Annotated in this window: 23 protein-coding genes; 15 read left to right on the top strand and 8 right to left on the bottom strand. The window is 73.0% G+C overall.

Going from position 1 to position 20,772, the window contains the following annotated elements; genetic code table 11:
* The first annotated feature begins 41 nt into the window (after positions 1–41).
* Positions 42–530 carry an RICIN domain-containing protein gene (locus tag ACWDBE_RS26770; RefSeq protein WP_449809322.1) on the top strand — a complete coding sequence of 163 codons (489 nt, stop codon included), beginning with the start codon at positions 42–44 and terminating at the stop codon, positions 528–530.
* 234 nt (positions 531–764) lie between these two features.
* Here the strand turns inward: ACWDBE_RS26770 and ACWDBE_RS26765 are convergent, their stop codons facing one another.
* Both ACWDBE_RS26765 and ACWDBE_RS26760 read right to left on the bottom strand, forming a co-directional pair.
* Positions 765–1,316, bottom strand: coding sequence for a hypothetical protein (locus tag ACWDBE_RS26765; protein WP_449809321.1), 552 nt, complete (start codon positions 1,314–1,316; stop codon positions 765–767).
* A gap of 15 nt (positions 1,317–1,331) precedes the next feature.
* On the bottom strand, positions 1,332–1,751 hold the full coding sequence (locus tag ACWDBE_RS26760; RefSeq protein WP_449809320.1) for an ATP-binding protein: 420 nt from the start codon (positions 1,749–1,751) through the stop codon (positions 1,332–1,334).
* A 158-nt stretch (positions 1,752–1,909) separates the two neighbouring features.
* Here ACWDBE_RS26760 and ACWDBE_RS26755 point away from each other — a divergent pair, with 158 nt between their 5' ends.
* The gene (locus tag ACWDBE_RS26755) at positions 1,910–2,740 is read left to right on the top strand and encodes a helix-turn-helix domain-containing protein (RefSeq protein ID WP_449790236.1); all 831 of its coding nucleotides are present in this window, start codon (positions 1,910–1,912) and stop codon (positions 2,738–2,740) included.
* Positions 2,737–2,949: a DUF397 domain-containing protein gene (locus ACWDBE_RS26750; protein ID WP_449790237.1), complete on the top strand. Its 213-nt coding sequence runs from the start codon at positions 2,737–2,739 to the stop codon at positions 2,947–2,949. The genes ACWDBE_RS26755 and ACWDBE_RS26750 overlap by 4 nt, the downstream gene beginning before the upstream one ends.
* 176 nt (positions 2,950–3,125) lie before the next feature.
* Here ACWDBE_RS26750 and ACWDBE_RS26745 read toward each other — a convergent pair whose 3' ends face one another.
* On the bottom strand, positions 3,126–3,773 hold the full coding sequence (locus tag ACWDBE_RS26745) for an NADPH-dependent F420 reductase (protein WP_449809319.1): 648 nt from the start codon (positions 3,771–3,773) through the stop codon (positions 3,126–3,128).
* Positions 3,774–3,851: 78 nt separating this feature from the next.
* Here ACWDBE_RS26745 and ACWDBE_RS26740 point away from each other — a divergent pair, with 78 nt between their 5' ends.
* From ACWDBE_RS26740 to ACWDBE_RS26725, 4 genes are all read left to right on the top strand, one after another.
* Positions 3,852–4,223: a winged helix-turn-helix transcriptional regulator gene (locus ACWDBE_RS26740; RefSeq protein ID WP_449790239.1), complete on the top strand. Its 372-nt coding sequence runs from the start codon at positions 3,852–3,854 to the stop codon at positions 4,221–4,223.
* A gap of 195 nt (positions 4,224–4,418) precedes the next feature.
* Entirely contained in the window at positions 4,419–4,862 is a 444-nt protein-coding gene (locus ACWDBE_RS26735) for a peptidase inhibitor family I36 protein (protein ID WP_449790240.1), read from the top strand.
* Between the two features lie 44 nt (positions 4,863–4,906).
* Positions 4,907–5,344, top strand: coding sequence for a peptidase inhibitor family I36 protein (locus ACWDBE_RS26730; RefSeq protein ID WP_449790241.1), 438 nt, complete (start codon positions 4,907–4,909; stop codon positions 5,342–5,344).
* 39 nt (positions 5,345–5,383) lie between these two features.
* Positions 5,384–5,815 (top strand): peptidase inhibitor family I36 protein, encoded by a 432-nt coding sequence (locus ACWDBE_RS26725; protein WP_449809318.1) that lies wholly within the window; start codon positions 5,384–5,386, stop codon positions 5,813–5,815.
* A 222-nt stretch (positions 5,816–6,037) separates the two neighbouring features.
* Here the strand turns inward: ACWDBE_RS26725 and ACWDBE_RS26720 are convergent, their stop codons facing one another.
* Both ACWDBE_RS26720 and ACWDBE_RS26715 read right to left on the bottom strand, forming a co-directional pair.
* The gene (locus tag ACWDBE_RS26720) at positions 6,038–6,760 is read right to left on the bottom strand and encodes a heparin lyase I family protein (protein WP_449809317.1); all 723 of its coding nucleotides are present in this window, start codon (positions 6,758–6,760) and stop codon (positions 6,038–6,040) included.
* A gap of 143 nt (positions 6,761–6,903) precedes the next feature.
* A complete protein-coding gene (locus ACWDBE_RS26715) occupies positions 6,904–8,292 on the bottom strand; it encodes a uracil-xanthine permease family protein (RefSeq protein WP_449809316.1) in 1,389 nt (462 codons plus the stop codon).
* Positions 8,293–8,929: 637 nt separating this feature from the next.
* Between ACWDBE_RS26715 and ACWDBE_RS26710 the strand changes: the two genes are divergently transcribed.
* From ACWDBE_RS26710 to ACWDBE_RS26685, 6 genes are all read left to right on the top strand, one after another.
* Positions 8,930–11,716: a BTAD domain-containing putative transcriptional regulator gene (locus ACWDBE_RS26710; protein WP_449809315.1), complete on the top strand. Its 2,787-nt coding sequence runs from the start codon at positions 8,930–8,932 to the stop codon at positions 11,714–11,716.
* Between the two features lie 91 nt (positions 11,717–11,807).
* Positions 11,808–12,293 carry a RipA family octameric membrane protein gene (locus ACWDBE_RS26705; RefSeq protein ID WP_449790246.1) on the top strand — a complete coding sequence of 162 codons (486 nt, stop codon included), beginning with the start codon at positions 11,808–11,810 and terminating at the stop codon, positions 12,291–12,293.
* Positions 12,290–12,592, top strand: coding sequence for a DUF7701 domain-containing protein (locus ACWDBE_RS26700; protein ID WP_449790247.1), 303 nt, complete (start codon positions 12,290–12,292; stop codon positions 12,590–12,592). Before ACWDBE_RS26705 ends, ACWDBE_RS26700 begins: the two co-directional genes overlap by 4 nt.
* A gap of 194 nt (positions 12,593–12,786) precedes the next feature.
* On the top strand, positions 12,787–13,689 hold the full coding sequence (locus ACWDBE_RS26695) for a SigB/SigF/SigG family RNA polymerase sigma factor (RefSeq protein WP_449809314.1): 903 nt from the start codon (positions 12,787–12,789) through the stop codon (positions 13,687–13,689).
* Positions 13,690–13,774: 85 nt separating this feature from the next.
* Positions 13,775–14,170, top strand: a complete 396-nt coding sequence (locus ACWDBE_RS26690) for an STAS domain-containing protein (protein ID WP_449809313.1) — start codon at positions 13,775–13,777, stop codon at positions 14,168–14,170.
* A gap of 142 nt (positions 14,171–14,312) precedes the next feature.
* Positions 14,313–14,792, top strand: coding sequence for an ATP-binding protein (locus ACWDBE_RS26685; protein ID WP_449790250.1), 480 nt, complete (start codon positions 14,313–14,315; stop codon positions 14,790–14,792).
* A gap of 87 nt (positions 14,793–14,879) precedes the next feature.
* On the opposite strand, the gene ACWDBE_RS26680 is transcribed toward ACWDBE_RS26685, so the two are convergent.
* Complete coding sequence (locus ACWDBE_RS26680; protein ID WP_449790251.1) at positions 14,880–15,248, bottom strand: PRC-barrel domain containing protein; 369 nt, start codon at positions 15,246–15,248, stop codon at positions 14,880–14,882.
* Positions 15,249–15,456: 208 nt separating this feature from the next.
* Here ACWDBE_RS26680 and ACWDBE_RS26675 point away from each other — a divergent pair, with 208 nt between their 5' ends.
* Entirely contained in the window at positions 15,457–16,569 is a 1,113-nt protein-coding gene (locus ACWDBE_RS26675) for a mechanosensitive ion channel family protein (protein ID WP_449790252.1), read from the top strand.
* A gap of 88 nt (positions 16,570–16,657) precedes the next feature.
* Here ACWDBE_RS26675 and ACWDBE_RS26670 read toward each other — a convergent pair whose 3' ends face one another.
* On the bottom strand, positions 16,658–17,707 hold the full coding sequence (locus ACWDBE_RS26670) for a YihY/virulence factor BrkB family protein (RefSeq protein WP_449809312.1): 1,050 nt from the start codon (positions 17,705–17,707) through the stop codon (positions 16,658–16,660).
* Positions 17,708–17,905: 198 nt separating this feature from the next.
* Positions 17,906–19,012 (bottom strand): carboxylate-amine ligase, encoded by a 1,107-nt coding sequence (locus ACWDBE_RS26665; RefSeq protein ID WP_449790254.1) that lies wholly within the window; start codon positions 19,010–19,012, stop codon positions 17,906–17,908.
* A 353-nt stretch (positions 19,013–19,365) separates the two neighbouring features.
* On the opposite strand from ACWDBE_RS26665, the gene ACWDBE_RS26660 reads away from it, so the two are divergent.
* On the top strand, positions 19,366–20,694 hold the full coding sequence (locus ACWDBE_RS26660) for a M14 family zinc carboxypeptidase (RefSeq protein WP_449790255.1): 1,329 nt from the start codon (positions 19,366–19,368) through the stop codon (positions 20,692–20,694).
* Positions 20,695–20,772 lie beyond the last annotated feature (78 nt).

Here is a 20,772-nt window from a genome sequence, read left to right as displayed (position 1 = left end):
CAGGAATCGCCTGCGACCGATCGAGTGAAAGAGAAGACGACATGACGAAGACCGGCAAGATCGCACTGGCCGTCGCCGCGGCGGGCCTGTACACCGGCGCCCTCACCGCCACCGCGCCCGCGGCCTCCGCCCAGCCCACGGAGTTCAACGCGCTGGTGTCGTCGGAGAAGTACGGGAACTTCCTGCACCCGGGCCCCGGCGACAACGTGACCCTCGGCGACTCCAACGAGTGGATCTTCCGGGAGGTGGACCCCGGTACGTACGAGATCCGGGTGGCCAACCGGCCGGGCTTCCCATGCGTCACCTCCTTCGGCGAAGGGGATGTTGTGAAGCTGGGCGACTGCGGCTCCGCGTTCGGCCACCAGACCTGGAAGCTGCAGCCCGCGAAGCCGGGCCAGACCGAGCCCGTCCTCATCGAGTCCGCGGACCGCCCCGGCGAGGTCCTCGAACCGCACGGCCTCGGCGAGAAGGTCACTCTGGAACACCTGAGCGGCGACATCGCCCAGCAGTGGAAGGTCTACGGCCGGTAAGGGAAGCGGCCCGCCCGCGGCGAACGAGCCTGCACACCCGGCGGGCTCGTTCCCGTTTCCGGCGACGGCCGGGGCGCGCAGGAAGTCGGCGGGGTCGACTTCTCGTGCACGACACAGACCTTCAGGCGCGGGCCGCTCAGCCGGAGCGGCCCGCGCAACCCATCGCACCGACCGCCGCCCCACCAACCGCGCCGCGCAGGAAGTCGGCGGGGTCGACTTCTCGTGCGCGGGGGTTCAGGTGCGGGTGGTTTGGGTGCGGCAGTGGGTGAGGGCGTAGCGGATGCGGGGGTCGGGGTTGGGGGTGGTGGTGAGGAGTTCGCCGGCGGTGGTGAGGGTGGTCCAGTAGGTGGTGGGGTCGCCGGTGCGGGGCAGGGGGTGGGTCGCGGCGAGGGAGAGGTAGGCGGCGGTGAGGTTGCCGGTGGTGAACCAGCGGGTGAGGCCGTGCTGGTGGCCGGGGCGGATGCCGCCGATGGCGTCGATGGCGGTGAGGAAGAGGTCGACGACGGCGCGGCCGGTGGCGTCGAGGGCGACGGGGATGTCGAAGACGCCGAGGGCTTCGAGGAGTTCACCGGTGTCGGCTTCGGAGTTGGGGCGAGGGTCGGCGAGGAGGGCGTCGTGGCAGTCGGCGAGGCGGCGGGTGGTCTCGGCGTGGGGGATGTCGAGGGCGAGGCAGACGGCTCGGGCGACGGGCAGGGGCTGGTGGCCGAGGCGGGCGAGGAGGGCGTAGGTGGCGGCGGGGGTGGCGCCGCGGGAGAGGGTGTGCCGGGCGAGGGTTGAGAGGTTCACGGGGGGCTCGGGCTTTCAGACGGTGGTGACGGGAGCGATCAGGACCCAGACGAACTTGCCGATGCCACAGGGGCGGGGGGCGCAGCCCCAGCGTTCGGCGAGCTCGTTGACGAGGAACAGGCCGCGCCCCTGCTCGTCGTCGGGGGAAGCGGTGCGGAGGGACGGCTGCCCGGAGCTGGCGTCGTGGACTTCCAGCCGGAGGCGGGAGTTGACGAGGGTGAAGTGGACCTCGATGTGCCGGTCGTCGGGCGCGTCCGAGTGCTGCACGGCGTTGGCGAAGAGCTCGCACAGCAGCAGCTCGGCGGTGTCGCGGTAGCGGTCCCCGGAGGGAAGCCCGGAGAGGTACGCCCGTAGCAAGTAGCGGGCCAGGGGCGTGGATTCGGCGCAGGAGTCAAGGCGCGCGACGAAGGTGCGGGGGCGCCGGGCAGTGAGCATGGCGAAGGACCTCAAGGGGATTGCGTGCGAAAGATTGCGCTGTGCACCCGGCGGATCACCAGGTGTAGCCATGGTGGCGTCTTGCCCGCTACGATCGGAAGGCTTCCCCACTTGACATCTTCCCCGTGTGGAATTCGCGCAGCAGTGGAGGTCTGACGATGCGTGAGTCTCAGCTGGATCCATCGGCTTCGCCCCTCAGGGCGTTTGGTGCTCAACTGCGCAGGTTGCGCAAGGCGGCGGGCTTGACGCAGACCCAGCTTGGTGAGCTTACCCACCTGAGTGATAGTCAGATTTCGAACCTCGAACGAGGGACACGCAATCCCACACTTGACTGGGTTCGAAAGGCTGACAAGGCAGTCGATGCCGGTGGAGCATTGGAACTGACGTACTGGAGTCTCAGTCGATCGTCGTTGCTGGAAGGGTTTCCCGAGTATGCGGCGCAAGAGGCGAAAGCCCAGCGCATCTCCCACTTCGAGCTGGGCATCATTCCTGGCCTGACGCAAACGATGGAGTATGCCAGCGCTTTCGCGTCCGCAGCCGTACGGCGGGGCAGCATCACCGAGGAGCAGGCTGCGGACCGACTCGACTTCCTTGCCACACGCCAGAAGCTGCTTGACCAGCGGTCGGCGCCACGCCTGCACTTTGTCCTGGATGAAGGCGCCCTCCTGCGAAGGGTGGGAGGGGCCAAGGTCATGGCGCGGCAGCTGGCACACCTTGAAGACCTCGCAAGCCGCCCGAACATCACCATCCAGGTGGCGCCGTTCTCACTCGCGGAGGAGCTTCCGTTCACCATGATGGTCACGCTGCTGACCATGGCGGATCGGTCACTCCTGGCATACTCGGAGTGCCAGCTGCGCGGCTTCCTCGAGCGAGACGCTGACACTGCCCAGGCCTGGGAGCGGGACTACCATCAGCTCCAGGTGGAAGCGCTGTCGAAGGCTGCGTCACTGGAGAAGATCCACAAGCAAGGCATGAGAGGAACGTCATGATTCGCCCTGTAGACCTGTCCGGCGCCGCATGGTTCAAGAGCAGTTACAGCAACAACGGCGGGTCGTGCGTCGAGGTGGCTCCCGGCTTCCCCGGCCTGGCGCCTGTCCGCGACTCGAAGGACCCCGAGGGTCCGGCTCTCGTCTTCCCGTTCGAGGCCTGGGCGTCCTTCGTCGCTGCTGTCCGCGGTGGCGAGTTCGGCGAGGTCTGAAGTCGGCCTGATGCCCGGCTGGGGGTTCCCAGTCGGGCGTTTTGCGTGTGTGGGGGAGGGCAGGCAAGGGCCATGAGTGCTCTGGAACCTGATCTGGCCGACGCCATAAAACACACCCCCGGTGATCACGCAGTGGCCGTGCCCGTTCCCGCGCCGATCCGACACAGGAGCGCGGGTCAGGAGGGATCGACCCCCGCGTACTCCAGCGGCGGCGCGATCGCCTGAGCATCCGCACCTTCGCCCACCCACAGGCCGATCAGGAGCGCGGCCGTCGCCTCCAGCAGGCCCGCCCGGTCGAGCCCCCCGCCGTTGACCGGCACGCATCCGATGTCACGGACAAGGAGCCGTGCCGTTTCGAGAGCCGGTGCATCGTCACCGCAGAGCGGCACCGCGAGAGGGCGTCCGTCGAAGACCGGCGGCGTCAAGCCCCACACGCTCTCGTGACAGAGATTGAATGCCTTGACCACGGACGCACCGGGCGCCGCAGCCGCGACGCGCTCGGCCGCCGAGGGCCCGCCCCGGGTCTCAAGGACGAAACCCGACGCCAGCGGGTTGGTGCAGTCGATCAGCGTCCGGCCTCGCAGGGTGTCGGCCAGGCCGGACACCACGCTGATCGCCGCCGAGTACGGCACGGCCAGCAGTACCGCGTCCCGGCCGTGTCGGGCCGCGTCCCGCAGAGTCCCCGCCCGAGCGCCGATCCGGTCGGCCAGGGTCGCGGCGCGGCCGGCGTCCCGCCCGCCCACCAGCACGTCGTGCCCGGCCCGCGACCACCGTGTACCCAGCACCCGCGCCATGTTGCCCGTACCGGCAATCCCGATCCTCATCAGTTCAGCCTCCTCGTGGTGATCCCGTAAGTCGGATTCGGGACGACACTAGGAAGCCGCTCGGGCACCATCTGGTAAGTGACCACTGATCAGGACTTCGTAGCCGACTGCCGCGCCCGCCTCGCGTTCGACCTGCTGGCCAACACCTGGAACGCAGTGGTGGTGTGGACGCTGCGCGATGGTCCCGCGAGACCCGGTGAACTGCGCGAACGGATCGGCGGGATCAGTCCCAAAGTCCTTACGGAGACGCTGCGTCGGCTCCAGTTCAACGGGTTGGTGAAGCGCCGCGCTTTCGCCGGGTCGCCGCCGCGCGTGGAGTACACCCTCACTGAGTTGGGGCGAACGCTGCTGGGGCCGATCGAGGCATTCGGCGCCTGGGCCTTCGAGCACAGCGAAGACGTGATGGCAGCCCGGGAGCAGGCTGAGGAGTCCGGACACGATCGCGGTTGACGCCGAGGCGAGCGGCATGCGGTCCTCGGACGGGATCGCGAAGTCGCACGGGAGTATGAGGCCGTCAGGCGTCGGATTCACATGCAGTCGGATGACTGATGTCTCCTCAGTGCCCCGGCCGTCACAGTGGTGTCGCTCCGCAAGCGATGTGTCGGAGCACCCCCCTGGGCATGCAGAGATACAGAGGAGATCAGGATGAACCTGCGGCGAACGGCGACGAGGCTCGCGGTGGGTGCCGCCACGGTGGCCGGGGTGCTCGCCGCCACGACGACGACCGCGAGCGCCGATGTCCTCACCACGATCCAGACCGGCGCCGGCAAGTGCCCCGCCAACTGGGTGTGCCTGTGGAGCGAGAACAACTTCATCGTGGGGAACCCGAAGGGCGGCACCGACTACGGGGCCATCGGCGCGAACCAGAACATCCCGGACATGGGGGTCATCAAGTTCGTGGCCCAGGAAACCCGCTGGAAGGGCATGCAGGACGAGGCCTCCTCGGTCGTGAACAACACCGGGAGCAGCATCTGCTTCTACGAGCACAACAACTACGGCGGCCTGGAGTTCAGGATCGGCCCCCGGGAGCAGTGGGCCTCGGTCCCCTCGTGGATCAACGACAGGATCAGCTCCTTCAAGTTCTGCTGAACCTGCCCTTCCCCTCCACCTGAACCCGAACGGAACCGATCGTCATGAAGCTTTCCAGGAACCTGTCCAAGCTCGGCCTGATCGCCGCCGCCGCTGCCGGTCTGATCGTGACCACCGCGACCTCCGCGAGCGCCACCAACATCTACAACATCGGCCACGGGGCCGGATCGTGCCCCAGCGGTTACATCTGCCTGTGGTCGGAGGCCAACTTCATCGAGGGCACGTTCTACAACGACGCCAAGTTCGGTGCCTTCGCCTCGAACCAGAACATCGGCGACATGGGCAAGCTGCAGAAGGTCGCCAGCACGGACAAGGGCATGCAGGACGTCACCTCGTCGGTGCTGAACAACACCGGGAGCCACGTCTGCTTCTACGAGCACAACAACTACGGGGGCCTGGAGTTCAAGATCGGCCCCGGGGAGCACTGGCCGTACCTGCCGTCATGGATCAACGACAAGATCAGCTCCTTCAAGTACTGCTGACCCCGACCTCCACCTGATTCCCGAACGGAACAGATCGTCATGAAGCTCTCCAAGAACCTGACCAGGCTGGGCCTGGCCGCCGCCACCGCCGTCGGGCTGGTCGTGACCGTGGCGGGATCCGCCGGCGCCAACACGATCCTCACCATCGGTCACGGCGCCGGAGCGTGCCCCGCCAACTACGTCTGTCTGTGGTCCGAGGGCGGGTTCGTCCGCGGCGAGCCCTACCAGAAGTTCGGGTCGTTCGCCTCGGACCAGAACATCAGCGACATGGGCAAGCTGAAGCCGGAGGGCGCCTTCTGGCAGGGGATGCAGGACATCACCTCGTCCGTGGTGAACAACACCGGGAGCAGCATCTGCTTCTACGAGCACAACAACTACGGGGGCCTGGAGTTCAGGATCGGCCCCCACGAGCAGTGGCCGTCCCTGCCGTCGTGGATCAACGACAAGATCAGCTCCTTCAAGTACTGCTGACCCGTCGCAGGCCCCGACCGGCCACCTCAGCCACCTGAAGCGCAGGCCCGGACCGCACCCCCCGCGGTCCGGGCCTGCGGTCTTTCGACGACGCGGCCCGCCGGTCCGCCGCAGGCTGTCCGGTTACCGCCGTCCGTGCCCGGCCGCCCGGTGCGCGGATGAACCGAGAGGCCCGGACCGCGCGTTGGGGTGGTCCGGGCCTGGGGGTGGACTCGGCGGGGGTCAGGAGCCGGCGGTGGCCGCCTCCAGGGTCGTCGCCATCACCGGGCTGGTGAAGGTGTTCGTGGCGTCGCCCGTGGCGGGGTGGTAGGAGCCCCACTTGAGGTAGTTGCGGTCGCCGTCCCAGGTGGTGCCCTTGAAGGTGCCGGAGCCGGTCATGAAGGTCTGCTTGACCCCGTCGAACCAGAAGTCGATGGTGCCGTCCGTGCGGCCCAGGTGGATCTTCAGCGCGTACGAGTGCCAGGTGTTGTTGGCCGTCTGCGCGGTCCACAGCGAGTGCGCCACGTGGGCGGTGTCCCACTCCTGGAGGCGGACGCGGCCGTTGACGATGTCGATCTCGATCGGGTGGTTGGCCGTGTCGGTGCTCGGCGAGCACTTCAGCTGGAAGACGTACCGGCTCTCGGTGTCCTTGACGTCCACCTTGGACGACCAGCCCAGGTAGAAGGTGTCGCCCTCCTTCAGGTCGGGGCTGAGCGTCTCGCAGCGCTCCTCCCCGGCGGCCTGGAAGGCCCGCCACACGCTGCCCTTGACGGAGTCCTTGACGACGCCGAAGTTGCCGGCCGCGCACTGGACGGCCTTGAAGGAGGACGGGCCGGTGCTGGTGCTCGGCGTCCACAGGACCTGGCCGGCCGCGCTGGAGGGCGTCACCCCGGCGCAGGTGATCGCGAGGGTGCCGAGGGCGACGGCCGCGGTGGCGGCCTTGCGGCGGTGGGACAGAGGGGACATGCCTCTCCAAGGTGGATGAGTGGCCGGTGCGGACGGGCAGTGATTCGACCACCGCACCGGCCCGTCCGGCCAGACGGAACGGCCGGCGGAAGATCCTTTTCGGACACTTCCGCCGGCCGTCGCGCCGTGCTCCCTGCTCCCGGTTACACGCCGGGCCGGCTCTGCTCGTCGTACGAGGAGGTGCCCTCGTCCAGCAGCGGCTCCTGCGTCTTGAGGTGCGCCGGGGCCAGCGCCCGCAGCACGTGGTAGCCGGTGATGACGACCAGCGTGCCGAGCGCGATGCCGCTGAGGCTGAAGGTGTCGGTGAACTTCAGCGTCACGTTGCCGATGCCGATGATGATGCCCGCCGCGGCCGGCACCAGGTTCAGCGGGTTGCGCAGGTCCACCTGGGCCCTGGTCCAGATCTGCGCGCCGAGCAGGCCGATCATGCCGTACAGGATGACGGTGATGCCGCCGAGGACCCCGCCGGGGATCGCGGCCACGATGGCACCGAACTTCGGGCACAGGCCGAACAGCAGCGCGAAGCCGGCCGCGCACCAGTACGCGGCGGTGGAGTAGACCCGGGTGGCGGCCATGACGCCGATGTTCTCCGAGTACGTGGTGTTCGGCGGGCCGCCGACCGCGGTGGAGAGCATGGAGCCGATGCCGTCCGCGGAGATCGCGGTGCCCAGCTTGTCGTCCAGGTTCGTGCCGGTCATCTCGCCGACCGCCTTGACGTGCCCGGCGTTCTCCGCGACCAGCGCGATCACCACGGGCAGCGCCACCAGGATCGCCGACCACTGGAACGACGGGCCGTGGAAGGTCGGCAGGCCGATCCAGTCCGCCTTGCCGACGCCCGACAGGTCCAGGCGCCAGTGGTCGGTCAGGTGCCCGGCGCCGTCCACCGAGTGGATCTTCCCGAAGACCTGGTCGAACAGCCAGGAGATCCCGTAGCCGAACAGCAGCCCCAGGAAGATCGCCACCCGCGACCAGAAGCCGCGCAGGCACACCACGGCCAGACCGGTGAACAGCATCACCAGCAGCGCCGTCCACTGGTCCTGCGGCCAGTACACCGAGGCGGTCACCGGGGCGAGGTTGAAGCCGATCAGCATGACCACCGCGCCGGTGACGATCGGCGGCATCGCGGCGTGGATGATGCGCGCCCCGAACTTCTGGACCGCCACCCCCACCAGGAACAGCACCACGCCCACCACGAACACCGCGCCGGTCACCGTCGCGCTGGTGCCGCCCTGCGCCCGGATCACCGCGGCCACGCCCACGAAGGACAGCGAGCAGCCCAGGTAGCTGGGCACCCGGCCCTTGGTGGCCAGCAGGAAGATCACGGTCGCCACGCCGGACATCATGATCGCGAGGTTCGGGTCGAGCCCCATCAGCACGGGCGCCACGAAGCTCGCCCCGAACATCGCCACCACGTGCTGGGCGCCGAGCCCTACCGTGCGGGGCCAGGAGAGCCGTTCGTCGGGACGGACCACCGCCCCCGGTGCGGGCGTGCGCCCGTCACCGTGCAGCTTCCAGCGCACGCCGAGATCCATGGTGAGGTTTCGCTTTCTCTGTACTTCCGGGGAACTGTCCGCACCATTGTCCTGGCCGCCGGGTGCCCCGGCGATCACACGCACCCGCGTGAGCTGCGGAGACGTGTGCTGAGGCCTGACGGGCCCGGTGCTGTCGGGGATCTTACGGCCACCGGCCCCGCGCGATGGATCCGGCCGGGGCCGAGTACCGGTCGGGCCCGACCCCGGACGCCCCTTCCACCGCCCGGCTCGGCCCGTGTTCACCGCCGCCCGCTCCCAACGTCTCATCCACGCGTTCCAGGGCTCCGGCATTCCCCCAGCTCAGAGCCCGTCCCGGTGTCCCAGCGTCCCTGATCGGCCGCAGACCGTGGCGCCCGGGACGGATCACCGCGCAAGCTCCGGTCAAGCGTCGGCGCGGGAAGCAACCCCGCGCTGCCCGCCAAGGGTCTCCCCATCGACGACCCGCTCAAGGTCACGTACTGGCAGCAGTCCATGGACGACGCCGTCACCTGGTAGTTCCCCAACGCGGCGGGCCCGGCTCCGGTCCCGCCGCCCGGGAGCCCGCCGCCCCGCCGCACGTGGACCAGGGGGGCGACGCTCCGCGATCGACAGATCGCCTGCCGTCATATGATTGTCATATACATCTAAGGGGTGGTGCGTGGAGTTCCGACTGCTGGGCTCGGTGGCCGTGGTGGCCGAGGACGGCCGGGAGCTTCCGGCCGGATCGGCCAAACGCCGCAGCCTGCTGGCCATGCTGCTGCTGAACCCCGGAGCACCGGTCACCGTCGAACGGCTCACCGAGGCCCTCTGGGCGGACGAGGCGCCGCCCCGGCACTCACGCACCGTCATCCACAACCACGTCTCCGGACTGCGCGCCCTGCTCACCGCCCACGACGCCCCCGCCGCCGGCATCGAACTCGTCACCGACAACGGCGCCTACCTGCTGCGGGCACCCGACCACGCGGTGGACACCGTACGGTTCGAACAACTGGTGGCCCGCGCCCGCACCCTGGACGACGCCGGCCGCGCCGCCGCCGACCTGCGCGAGGCCCTCGCCCTGTGGCGGGGCCCCGCCCTCTCCGGCACCACCCCCGGCCTGCAACTGCAGTGCGCCGCCCAGGCCCTGGAGGACCTGCGGCTGGCCGCCGTCGAGGAACTGGCCCGCGCCCACGGCCGGCTCGGCGACCACGGCGCCGCCGCGCACCTGCTGCGCACCGAGGCCACCGCCAACCCGCTGCGCGAACCGCTGGTCGCCGAACTCATGCACGCGCTCGGCCGCGCGGGGCGCCGCTCGGAGGCCCAGGCCTGGTTCCACCGCACCCGCCGCGCCCTGGCCGAGGAACTCGGCATGGACCCCGGGCCCGTACTCACCGACGCCTACGACCGGCTGCTGCGCACCGACGCCCCGCCGAGCCCGCCCGTACCGGCCCCCGACCCGGCCCCCGAAGCCGCCCCCGCCCCCGTCGCCGTCCAGGTCCCGGTCCCCGTCCTCATCCCCGTGCCCGAGCCCACGCCCGCCCCGGCGCCCTGGCCCTTCCCCCGCCGCCCGCGCGGCTTCGCCGGCCGGGAGGACGAACTGGCCGCCGTCGACCGGGCCACCGCCGCCCCCGGCGCCGTCGCCGTGCTCACCGGCGGCGCCGGCGTCGGCAAGACCGCCCTCGCCCTGTACTGGGCGCACCACCGCCACCGGGACTTCCCCGACGGCCGACTCTTCGTCGACCTGTGCGGCCACAGCACGCTGCCGGAACGCGACACCGCCGCCGTCCTGCGCGAACTGCTGCTCGCCCTCGGCCTGCCCGCCGAGCGGATGCCCGCCACCCCCGAGGCGATGGCCGCCCGCTACCGGGAACTGACGGCCACCCGCCGGATGCTCATCGTCCTGGACAACGCCCGCCGCTCCGAGCAGGTCCGCCCGCTGCTGCCCGACGGCGACGACTGCGTCACCCTGGTCACCAGCCGCGACCGGCTCGGCGGCCTGGTCGCCTCCGACGCCGCCCGCCCGGTGCCGCTGGCCGAACTGTCCTCCCCGCAGGCCGTCTCCCTGCTCGCCGCCACCCTCGGCCCCGACCCGGTCGCCGCCGAACCCGAGGCCGCCGCCCGGCTGGCCGGCCTGTGCGACGGCCTGCCGCTGGCCCTGCGGCTGGCCGCCGCCCGCCTCGCCACCGGCCCGGCCCGCACACTCGCCGCCCTCGCCGACGAACTCGCCGACGAGCAGGGCCGCCTGGACCTCCTGGACGTCGAGGACACCAGCGTCGCCGCCGCCCTCGCCCTGACCGTCCAGCACCTGAGCGACCCCGCCCGCCGGACGTTCCGCCGCCTGGGCGCCCACACCGGCACCACCCTCGACAGCCGCACCGCCGCCGCCCTGGCCGGCTGCCGCCCCGAGGAGGCCGCCGACGCCCTGGCCCAACTGGCCACCGCCCACCTGATCGTCCAGATCGGCCGGGACGCCTACACCCTGCACGACCTCGTCCGCCTCTACGCCCGCAGCCTGCCCGGCGACACCGACACCCAGGTGCTGCCCCGCCTGCTCGACCACCTGCTCAACACCCTGCTCACCGCCTGCGCCGCCGCCGAACCAGGCAGCGAGCCGTGCTGCACCCTGCCGCCCGGCACCCGCCGCCCCGCCGAGGTCCGCCCCTTCCCCGACCGGGCGAGCGCGCTCGCCTGGTACGCCGCCGAACGCGACACCCTGCGCGGCGCGGTCGAGGCGGCGGTCGCCGCCGGACTGCACGACCGGGCCTGGCGCCTGGTGCTGCTCCAGTGGCCGCTGATCGTCTGGCAGGTCAGGGACGGCTGGGTGCCGTTGCTCGAACACGGCCTGGCCGCCGCCGAGGCCGACCGCGACCCCGGCGCCCAGTCCCGCGCCCGGGCCCTGCTGGGCTGGGTGCTGCTGGAGGAGGACCGCCCCGGGGAGGCCCTCGTCCACCTGGAACGCGCCCCCGACCTCGCCGACCGGGCCGGCGACGGCACCGCCAGGGCCGTCGCCCTGGTCAACCTCGCCGTCGCCCTCGCCCGCCACGGCGACCGGGCCGGCCGCGCACGGGTCGGCAGCCTGCTGCTGAAGGCCCTGTCCCTGGCCGAACGGGCCGACCGCGCCGACCTGGTGGCCCTCGCCCGCCAGCACCTCGCCCACGAGTGCCTGGCCAACGGGGCCGCCGAGGAGGCCGCCCACCACGCCGCCCGCGGCCTGGCCGTCGCCGAACCGCCCTTCCCGGTCACCCGCCGGGTGGTCCTGCAGACCCTCTACGGCCGCGCCCTGGCCGCCACCGGCCGCCCGGAACAGGCCGCCCGCCACCTCGGCGCCGCGCTGCGCGAGGCCCGCGCCCACCAGTACGGGGAGGGCGAGGCACAGGCAGAGGCGGCCCTGCGCGCCCTGCCGACCGGCACCGCCACCGCGGCCACCCCGGTCGCGGTGGCCGCCGCCGTCGGCGCGCAGCACTGACGGGCCGGCCCGCAGGGAAGGATGGACACATCGGGCCGAGCCCGGGCAGCGGGCGAAGCCGGCACACCACCCGCCCGAGGGGGGCCGCGCGATGACCAAGCCGCAGGAGCCGAACGGCCGGTCCGAAACGCTGGAACTGTACCTGCTCGCCGTGGAGATGGCCGACCGGATCTCCGCCCGCCGGGGCAGCGCCAACACCTTCTTCCTGTCCGTGCAGACCGCGCTGGTCACCCTGATCGGCTTCGGCATACCGAAGTTGTCGGAGTCCCCGTGGTGGGTGGCGACGGCCGTCGCGCTGGCCGGCATCACCCTCTCCGGCGCCTGGTGGATGCAGCTGCGCAGCTACCGGGACCTCAACGGCGCCAAGTTCCGGGTCATCAACAGCCTGGAGGAGAAGCTGCCCGCGCGGATCTACACCGAGGAGTGGGACGTCCTCAGGAACAGCGCCGCGACCGGCCGGCGCCACCGGCACTACACCGAACTCGGCACCACCGAACGGCTCGTGCCCGTGATATTCGCGCTGGCCCACCTGATCCTGCTCACCGGCACGCTCGTCACCGGCACACTGGCCGTATGAGCCACCTCGACCCCATCGCCGACCTGATCCGCTCCTGCCTGCCCACGGAGGCCAGACCTCCCGAGGGCTCCGACGACCTCTTCCGCATCTACGCCGTGCTGCTCCAGGCCAAGGGCGAGCAGGTCACCGACGAGGACGTCCACAACGCCTGGACGGCCTGGACCCAGACCACCGACGACACCCACCGCGCCCTGGTGCCCTTCGACGACCTCGACGCCCCCACCCGCGCCCTCGACGCCCCGTACACCCTCGCCATCCGCACCGCCGCCCGCCGGCTCCACCGCCCCACGGCCCCTTAGGAGTTGACCCTGCGAAGCGGCACCCGCGCCCCCGACCCGGCCGAGCCGGGCCGCGGCCGTCCCCGCGCCGGCGGACGGCCGCGGCCCGGACACCCGCCCGGGGTTCACGAAACCTCCACGCGCGGCCACTGCATCGATCGGCCGAGGCGGGGTATCCGGGGCGTTCGACCGTGCCGACACGAGGAAGGACTCCGATGGTCACGACCACTGGTGAACTGACCGCCTCCGCCGCTTCGCCGACGAAGGACCCCTCCCGCACGGCCGCCCCCGCCGCGTCGGCGCTGCGCGACCTGCTGCCACCCGAACTCGCCGCGGCCGAGGACCCGCGGGAGGTCCCGCCGGCCGACGCCCGCGAACTCACCCGGGTGCTGCTGCGCCGCCTCGCCGTCCTGGAGGAGGGCACCCGGGAGTACTCGTACGTGCGGGCCACCCTGGTGGAGATGAACCTGTCCCTGGTCCGGTTCGCGATCCGCCGCTTCAACGCCCACCGCGAGCCGCAGGAGGACCTGCTGCAGGTCGGCGCCGTCGGCCTGATCAAGGCCATCGACCGCTTCGACGCCGAACTCGGCGTCGAGTTCACCACCTTCGCCCTGCCCACCGTGCTCGGCGAGATCCGCCGGTACTTCCGCGACACCACCTGGGCCGTCCACGTGCCCCGCCGCCTCCAGGAGCTGCGGATCGTCCTGGCCAAGGCCCAGGAGAGCCTGGCGCAGGAGCTGGACCGGGCCCCCACGGTGGCCGAACTCGCCGCCCACCTCCAGCTCGCCGAGGACGAGGTGATCGAGGGCCTGACCGCCGCGAACGGGCACACCGCCGGCTCCCTGGACACCGGCGCCGAGGACGACGACCGCCCCGGCAGCCTGGGCGAGCGCATCGGCGAGGAGGACCCGGACCTCTCCCGGGTCGAGGACCTCGTCGCGCTCAAGCCACTGGTCGGCGCCCTGTCCGAACGCGAGCGGCTGATCCTGTCGATGCGCTTCTGCGAGGACCTGACGCAGTCGCAGATCGGCGCCCGCCTCGGGCTGTCCCAGATGCACGTCTCCCGCCTCCTCGCCCGCACCCTGCGGCGCCTGCGCGAAGGGCTGGAGGAGGACTGAGCCATCGCACCGGGGCCGCCCCCCCGCTTGGCCGCGGGAGGCCGCCTACGTAAGGTCGGAGGGCACGGACATGGAGGGGACGACGATGACGCCATCCGACGACGAACGGCGGGACCTCGCGCCGGCGGCCTCCCCGCACCGTGCGGAACTGGCGGTACGCACCCGCCCCGCGGCCTTCGGCGCGGTGGTCTGCGCCCTGGCCGGCGACCTCGACATCGAGACGCTCGCCCCCGCCGCCGACACCCTCACCGCCCTGGTCGCGCAGCGGCCCGGCGCCGTGGTGATCGACCTCGCCGAGGTCGGCTTCTGCGACTCCTCCGGCCTCAACCTCCTGCTCAAGACCCGCCTCGCGGCGGCGGAGGAGGGCGTGGACCTGCACCTGGCCGCGGTGCCGCCCACCGTCATGCGGGTCCTCGAACTGACCGGCACCCGCGCGGTGTTCTCCATCCACGCATCCGCCGAGGAGGCCCTGGCGGCCTGAACCGGTCCACGCTCCGCAGGAGACGGCACCCCGGCACGCCGCACCGCGGGGGCCGCGCACCCGGTGCCGGCGCAGGCATAATCCCGAAAGCGCCGGGAAACCGACCATGCGAACCGCCGTCGATCCGAAAGGGCGCCCTCACATGACGATGAGCCGGGGAACCCTGGACGGCGACGCGCCCCGGTCCCGCCCGGCGCTGCCGCCCGGCGGCCAGCGCAGGCGGCTGCCCCTGGCCGGGCTCCCCAAGCCCGTCGCCCGGGCCCGCGCCTTCACCGCCGAGGCCGTCGGCGACTGGTACGCCCCCGCCGGCGCGCCCGGCACCCACGACGGCGTCGGCGCGGACGTCGTGCTGCTGGTCGCCGAGCTGGTGGCCAACGCCATGCTGCACGGCGGCGGCCCGCTGGAGCTGGTCCTGGACGCCACCGGGCAGCGCCTGCGGGTGGAGGTCAGCGACCGCAGCCCTGCCCTGCCCGTGCTGCGCCTGCCGCACGAGCCGGCCCTGCCCGGCGGCCACGGCCTGTTCATCGTGGAGCGCACCGCCGACCGCTGGGGCGCCGAGCCGCACGGCCAAGGCAAGGCGATCTGGGCCGAGTTCGACGCCCACCGGCTGGCCCGCGGCTGAACCGCGGCCGGCCCGCGCCCTCACGCCGCCCCCTCACGCCGGCCTGCCGCCGCCCCGGACGGGACGGCGGCAGGCCGGCGCGGACGCTCAGAGAATGCGGCCGCTGTAGTACGGGCCGTAGTACAGCGCGTACCGGTCCCGGAACCCGGGCTCCGCCTCCGGCACGTCGGCGCCGAGACCGGGGCCGTCCTTGATCTCCTGCTTGGTCCGGTCCACGTACACCTTCCGCTCCGCGAGCTCGATGCGGGTGACGGTGACGGCCGGCAGCAGCACCCGCTTCCCGAAGATCCAGGGGCCGGTGTCGACGACCAGGTACTGCGCCCCCACCTCCTCGGACAGCTTGTCCACCCTGCCGATGGGACCGTCCTGCGCCTCCACGTGGAACCCGACCAGGTCGGTCCCGGCGCTGTGGCCGCAGGCGTCCCGGAACTCCCAGACGCCGTCGTCGCCGCTCATACGCTTCTCCCTTCCGTGGTACGGGCCGGCGAGGTGCCCGGCCCGGCGCGGACGCGCGCTGACCGGCTGCCCCGGACCGCCGCATCCATGCCGCCCCGCCGGCCACCGGGCAGGAATGGCCTCGCCCCGCCGGGAAAAGCGAGCACTCGACCGGCGGCGCCCGCACCCGGCGCCACCGGCAGCACCCGGGAGAAGGGAAGAACGGCAGATGTGGTGGAGCCTGCTGCGCCTGGTGCTCGCGAGCGCCACGGCGGTGCTCTTCGCGTACGGCCTGGACCGGACCGCCCAGCTCGCGGTCCGGTACCTGGCCGTCCGCTCGGGCACCGCCGGCATACCCCTGCTGGTACGCCGCTGCCGGCTCCCGCTGCTGGCGCTGACAGCCGGCCTGCTCCTGCTCGGCTCGCTGCCCTGGATAGCCGCGCCGCCGGACACCCGCGAGGGGCTGCGCCACCTGATGGTGATCCTCGCCATCGCCGCCGGAGGCTGGCTGTGCGCCCGGGTGGTGGCGCTGGTCGTGGACAGCACCCTGCGCCTCGCCGTGCACCGCCGCGACCCGGTCTGGGCCGGGCGCGCCCGCACCCAGGCCGACCTGCTCGGCCGGATCGGCCAGGCGATCGTCGCCGTGGTGACGCTGGGCGCGGTCCTGATGACCTTCCCGGCCGTGCGCGGCATCGGCACCAGCCTGCTCGCCTCCGCCGGGCTGGTCGGCGTGGTGGCGGGCGTCGCGGCCCAGAGCACCCTGGCCAACGTCTTCGCCGGCGTCCAGATGGCCTTCGGCGACCTCGCCCGGATCGGGGACGTGGTCGTGGTGGGCGGCGAGTGGGGCACGGTGGAGGAGATCACCCTGACCGCCGTGGTGATCGCCACCTGGGACCAGCGGCGCCTGGTGATGCCCATGTCGTACTTCGTCGGCCGCCCGTTCGAGAACTGGTCCCGCCGCTCCAGCCGGATCACCGGCACCGCGCTGCTCCACCTCGACCACCACGCCCCGGTCGCGCTGCTGCGCAAGGAGTTCGACTCCTTCCTGGCCGGGAACGAGCTGTGGGACGGTGAGGGCAGCGCCCTCCAGGTGGTCGACACCACCCCCACCACCATGGTGGTCCGGGTGCTGGCCACGGCGGCGGACGGCGCCGACGCGTTCGAGCTCCGCTGCCAGCTGCGCGAGCACCTCATCGGCTACCTGCGCGACCACCATCCGTACGCCCTGCCCCGGCTGCCCGTGGCCCCGGCCCCCGGGTCCCGCCCGGACTCCGGGGCCGTCGCCGACGTGCCGCCGTCCGCGCCGGAACCGCCCGGCCGGCCCGGTCCGCCCGGCGCCTGACCAGGGCCGTCCCGGTTCCCCCGCCGGCCGCTCCGCCGGCCCTCGACCACGCGGACACCACCGGTCGGCGCGCAGCGGCGCAGGCGGATCAGGACGAACCGGAGCGAACGCCGTCGTCGGGGCCGTCGTCCGCGCCACCCCCGGCGACCCCCTCGCCGTCCCGGTCGGCGTCCTGCGGCCCCGGCCCGTGGTGGAAGGAGACGTCGACCCGCTGCTCGGGCCGGCGCTCCTCCTGCCGGGCGACCGAGGACAGCACCGCCACGTCGGCCTCCGTCAGCGGCGGCTGCAGCAGGCTGCGCGGCCACAGCCGCCGCACCAGCACCACGTTGGTCTCGGCCGCGTACACCGTGACCTGCGCGGCCAGGTAGAGCCAGAACAGCAGCCCGATCACCGTCGCGAAGAACCCGTAGACCTGGCCCGCGTGCCGCAGCTCGTGGGCGACCAGCAGCGAGCCGGTCGCCTGCAGGACGGTGAACAGCGGCCCGGCGAGCGCGCAGCCCGGCCACAGCGACCGCAGCGGCACCTCGCGCGGAGTGAGCACCCGGAAGCAGGCCAGGCACAGCGCGGCGTTCACCAGCGCCGAGACGACCAGCCCCCCGACCCGGGCGGCCGACCCGGCCAGCGTGCCGCCGACCAGCGAGGCCGTGGCGGTGCCCAGCACCAGCCCGCTGCCCAGGACCGCGAACAGCAGCAGGCTGCGCGCCAGCCGCGGCCAGTAACCGGGCCGCTTCACCCCCGGCACGTTCCACACCTCGGCCATGGCGTGCTGCAGCACCTGCGCGATGCCCAGCGCGCCGTACAGCAGCCCGAGCACGCCGATCAGCACCGCCAGGACGCTGCCCTGCAGCGAGTGGACGTTCTGGCGCAGCTGGTCGCCGATGATCGGGAAGTCGGCGAGCGCCGAGTCCAGCACGGCGCGCTGCGCCCCGGGGTGGCCGTGCAGGACGAAGCCGAGGACGGTGCTGAGCAGGAGCAGCAGCGGGATCAGGGCGACGAAGCCGTAGTAGGTGATCAGGGCGGACAGCAGCCCGCCCCGGTCGTCGCCGTACTTGCGCACGACGCCGATCACCAGGCCGGGGGCCCGGTGGCGCTGCTGGAAGCGGTCCACGGCCCGCAGGCCCCGCTCGATGGGATTCACGCCGCGCGTCTGCCCCGGGGCTCGCGGCGCGACACCAGGTGGATCGGGCCGGTCCGCCGCGGGCACCAGCGAGGCGAGTGAGCAGGCCCCGACGAGCGCACCGGGGACGGCGGCGGGGACGGAAGCGGCGACGGGGACGGCGACGGCTGACCCCTGACGCGTCCGGGCAGCCGGACGCGTCAGGGGCCGGGCGCCCGGTTACGGCGTGCGCGTGACGGTGGAACCCATCAGGTGCTCGGTCAGGCCCGGCCGGCCGTGCTCGCGGAACCAGCGGCGCTGGCGTTGCGCGCCGCTGCCCCGGCGATCGAAGCCCCACCACAGCCCGGCCACCCGCCCGGCGTCGCCGGCCGCCTCCAGGCCGGGCGCGGCGTGGGCGCGCAGCTCCTCGACCACGGCCTCGGCCGGGCGGGCGACACCGTCGACGGGAGAGACCAGCCGGCCGTGGGTACCGGTGCGGGCGGCGTGCCAGGTGGCGGCGCGCAGCAGCTCCTCGGGGACGTCCGGGCGCGGATGCCCGGACCGCTCCTCCAGGACGGCGGTGGCGACCAGGCCCCGGGCGAGGCCGGCGAACAGCTCGGCGTCGGCGACCGTCAGCTGGACGTCCATGGCCCGCACCTCCACCGTCGGATAGCGCCCGGACAGCCGGGCGTGCCAGTACAGCTGCCCCTCGTCGGCGATGACCTCGGCGGTGCGCAGCGCCGCCACCCGCCGCCGGTAGTCGGCACCGTCGCGGAAGGCGGGTGGCGGGCCGCTGACGGCCCACTGGTCGAAGTGGACCGTGCGCCAGCTGGCGAACCGGGTGTCGCGACCCCGCCAGTAGGGCGAGTTGGCGCTCAGCGCTATCAGCACGGGCAGCCAGGGCCGCAGCCGTACCAGGGCGCCCAGGCGCTCCTCCTCGTCGGGCACGCCGACGTGGACGTGCATGCCGTTCAGCATCAGGTCGTCGACCAGCACGGGCGCCTGGCGCCGGGCCCGTCGGTAACGCGCGTCGTCGGTGACCGGCACCGCCGAGCCGGGCGGCCCGAACGGGGCGGAGCCCACCGGGACGACCCGGCAGCCGTGCTGGGCCGCGGCCGCGTTCAGCGCGGCCCGTACCCGCGCGAGGTGGCGGCCCACCTCGGCGAGGTCCTCGCAGACCGGGGTCGCGCTCTCCACCTGGACCTGGAGCAGCTCGTGCTGCGCCTCCGCCGGGCGCAGCGCGGGCGCCAGCGAGGCGGTGCTCAGGACCTCGGCGGCGCGGGGGAGCGGTGCGCCGTCGCGCGGGTCGACCAGGAGGTACTCTTCCTCGACTCCGAGTGTCAGCATGCCGGTTCGGCTACCCCGCAGCGCCGTTCGCACGCGGGCGGCGGGCGGTGTGACCGCGCTGTTCGCCAGGGGTGCCCGCCGGCGCGGTGCGGGGGCCCGCCGGGGCGGGCCCCACCCGCAGGGCCGTCCTCGTCGATGCGTCGACATCTTGATCGACTGGCGTCAAGCTGTCTGTACAGCTCGGAGTCGCTGGCCGGTCATCGACCCGCCATCGGACACCACGGCCGCGTCCACCCCGGTCTCGTACACACAACGGGTCCCGGGCCCGTCCGAGCCTCCGCGCCCGGGCGGGCCCGGCCCCCTCCCGCAGCAGGTACAACTACTGCCACGACCACCAGGGGAGGACACCGAAGATGACCGACACGACGACACCCGCCGACCGGGCCGCCCGCCTCCACGACCACTACCCCAGCCTCGACGAACTCACCGCCACCGCCCACCGGTTGGCCGCCCAGTGGCCCGACCTGTGCCGGGTGCGCACCGTCGGCACCTCCCGCGCCGGACGCCCCCTCACCCTGCTCACCGTCGGCCGCGACGCCCCCCACAACCTCCTCGTCGTCGCCGGCGCCCACGCCGACGAGTTCGCCTCCCGCGCCGCCGTCACCGACCTCGCCCACCACGCCCTGACCACCCGACGCCCCGACCTCGCCTGGCACTTCCTGCTCTGCCTCGACCCCGACGGCGCCCACCTCGCCGACGGCAGCCGCACCGCCCGCACCCTGCCCGCCTACTTCGCCCACTACTACCGCCCCGCCGCCGAGGACCAGCCCGAATGGGCCCCCGCCATCGGCGCCGACCTCCCCGAGAGCCGCGCCCTCCTCGACCTCATCGACGAACTGCGCCCCACCCTCCAGTTCTCCCTCCACAGCACCGACGTCGGCGGCACCTTCCTCCAGGCCACCATCGACCCCGCCCCCCTGGCCCGCCCCTTCGCCCGCTCCGCCGCCACCCACGGCATCCCCGTCGAGACCGGCAACTTCGACACCTTCCACCTGCACGAATCAGGCCCCGGCGTCTACCTGATGACCCCCCACCACATCGACCACCAGGAGACCGCCACCGGCATGCTCACCCCCCACCAGGACACCGGCGGCGGCCAGGCCGGCACCTGGTTCGCCCCCCAGCGCCACGGCGGCCAGACCGTCCTCGTCGAAGTCCCCGCCTTCACCAGCGCCCACCTCGGCGACACCCGCCCCGCCGACGCCGTCCGCCGGCACCTGCGCACCCACGCCGACCGCCTGCGCCACCGCGGCACGCTCCTCACCGCACTGCTCGACGCCGCCACGCCCCACCTGCGCCACCCCGACACCCCGCTGCTGCGCGCCGCCCGCACGCCGCTCACCGCCCTGCACCAACTCGCCGACCAATGGGACCCCGACGCCCACGGGCACGACCTCCCGCACACCCCGCTCACCCGCGCCCGCCTCGCCGGCATCGATCTGTGGGCCCACCGCATCCCCGTGCGCGCCGCCGCCCTGCTGCGCCGCGCCGTCCGTCCGGCCGGCGCCGCCGCCGCCCGCGAGGCCGCCCGCCTCGACCACCTCCTGCGGGACTGGTGCGCCCAGTACCAGCAGCGCTTCCAGCCCGTCTGGCTGCCCGTCGCCCGCCAGGCCGCCCACCAGGCCGACACCGTCCGCGCCGCCGTCGCCCTGCGCCACCCGGAGTACCAGGGCGTGTGGTGAAAGTGCTTGATGTGGGTGCCGGGAGTGAGCGGAGCGGTGGCCCTTGATCAACGCGACCGGGCTTCGTACCCTCGCTCG

Source organism: Kitasatospora sp. NPDC001132, from assembly GCF_053598415.1.
This window is presented reverse-complemented; position numbering and strand designations above follow the sequence as displayed.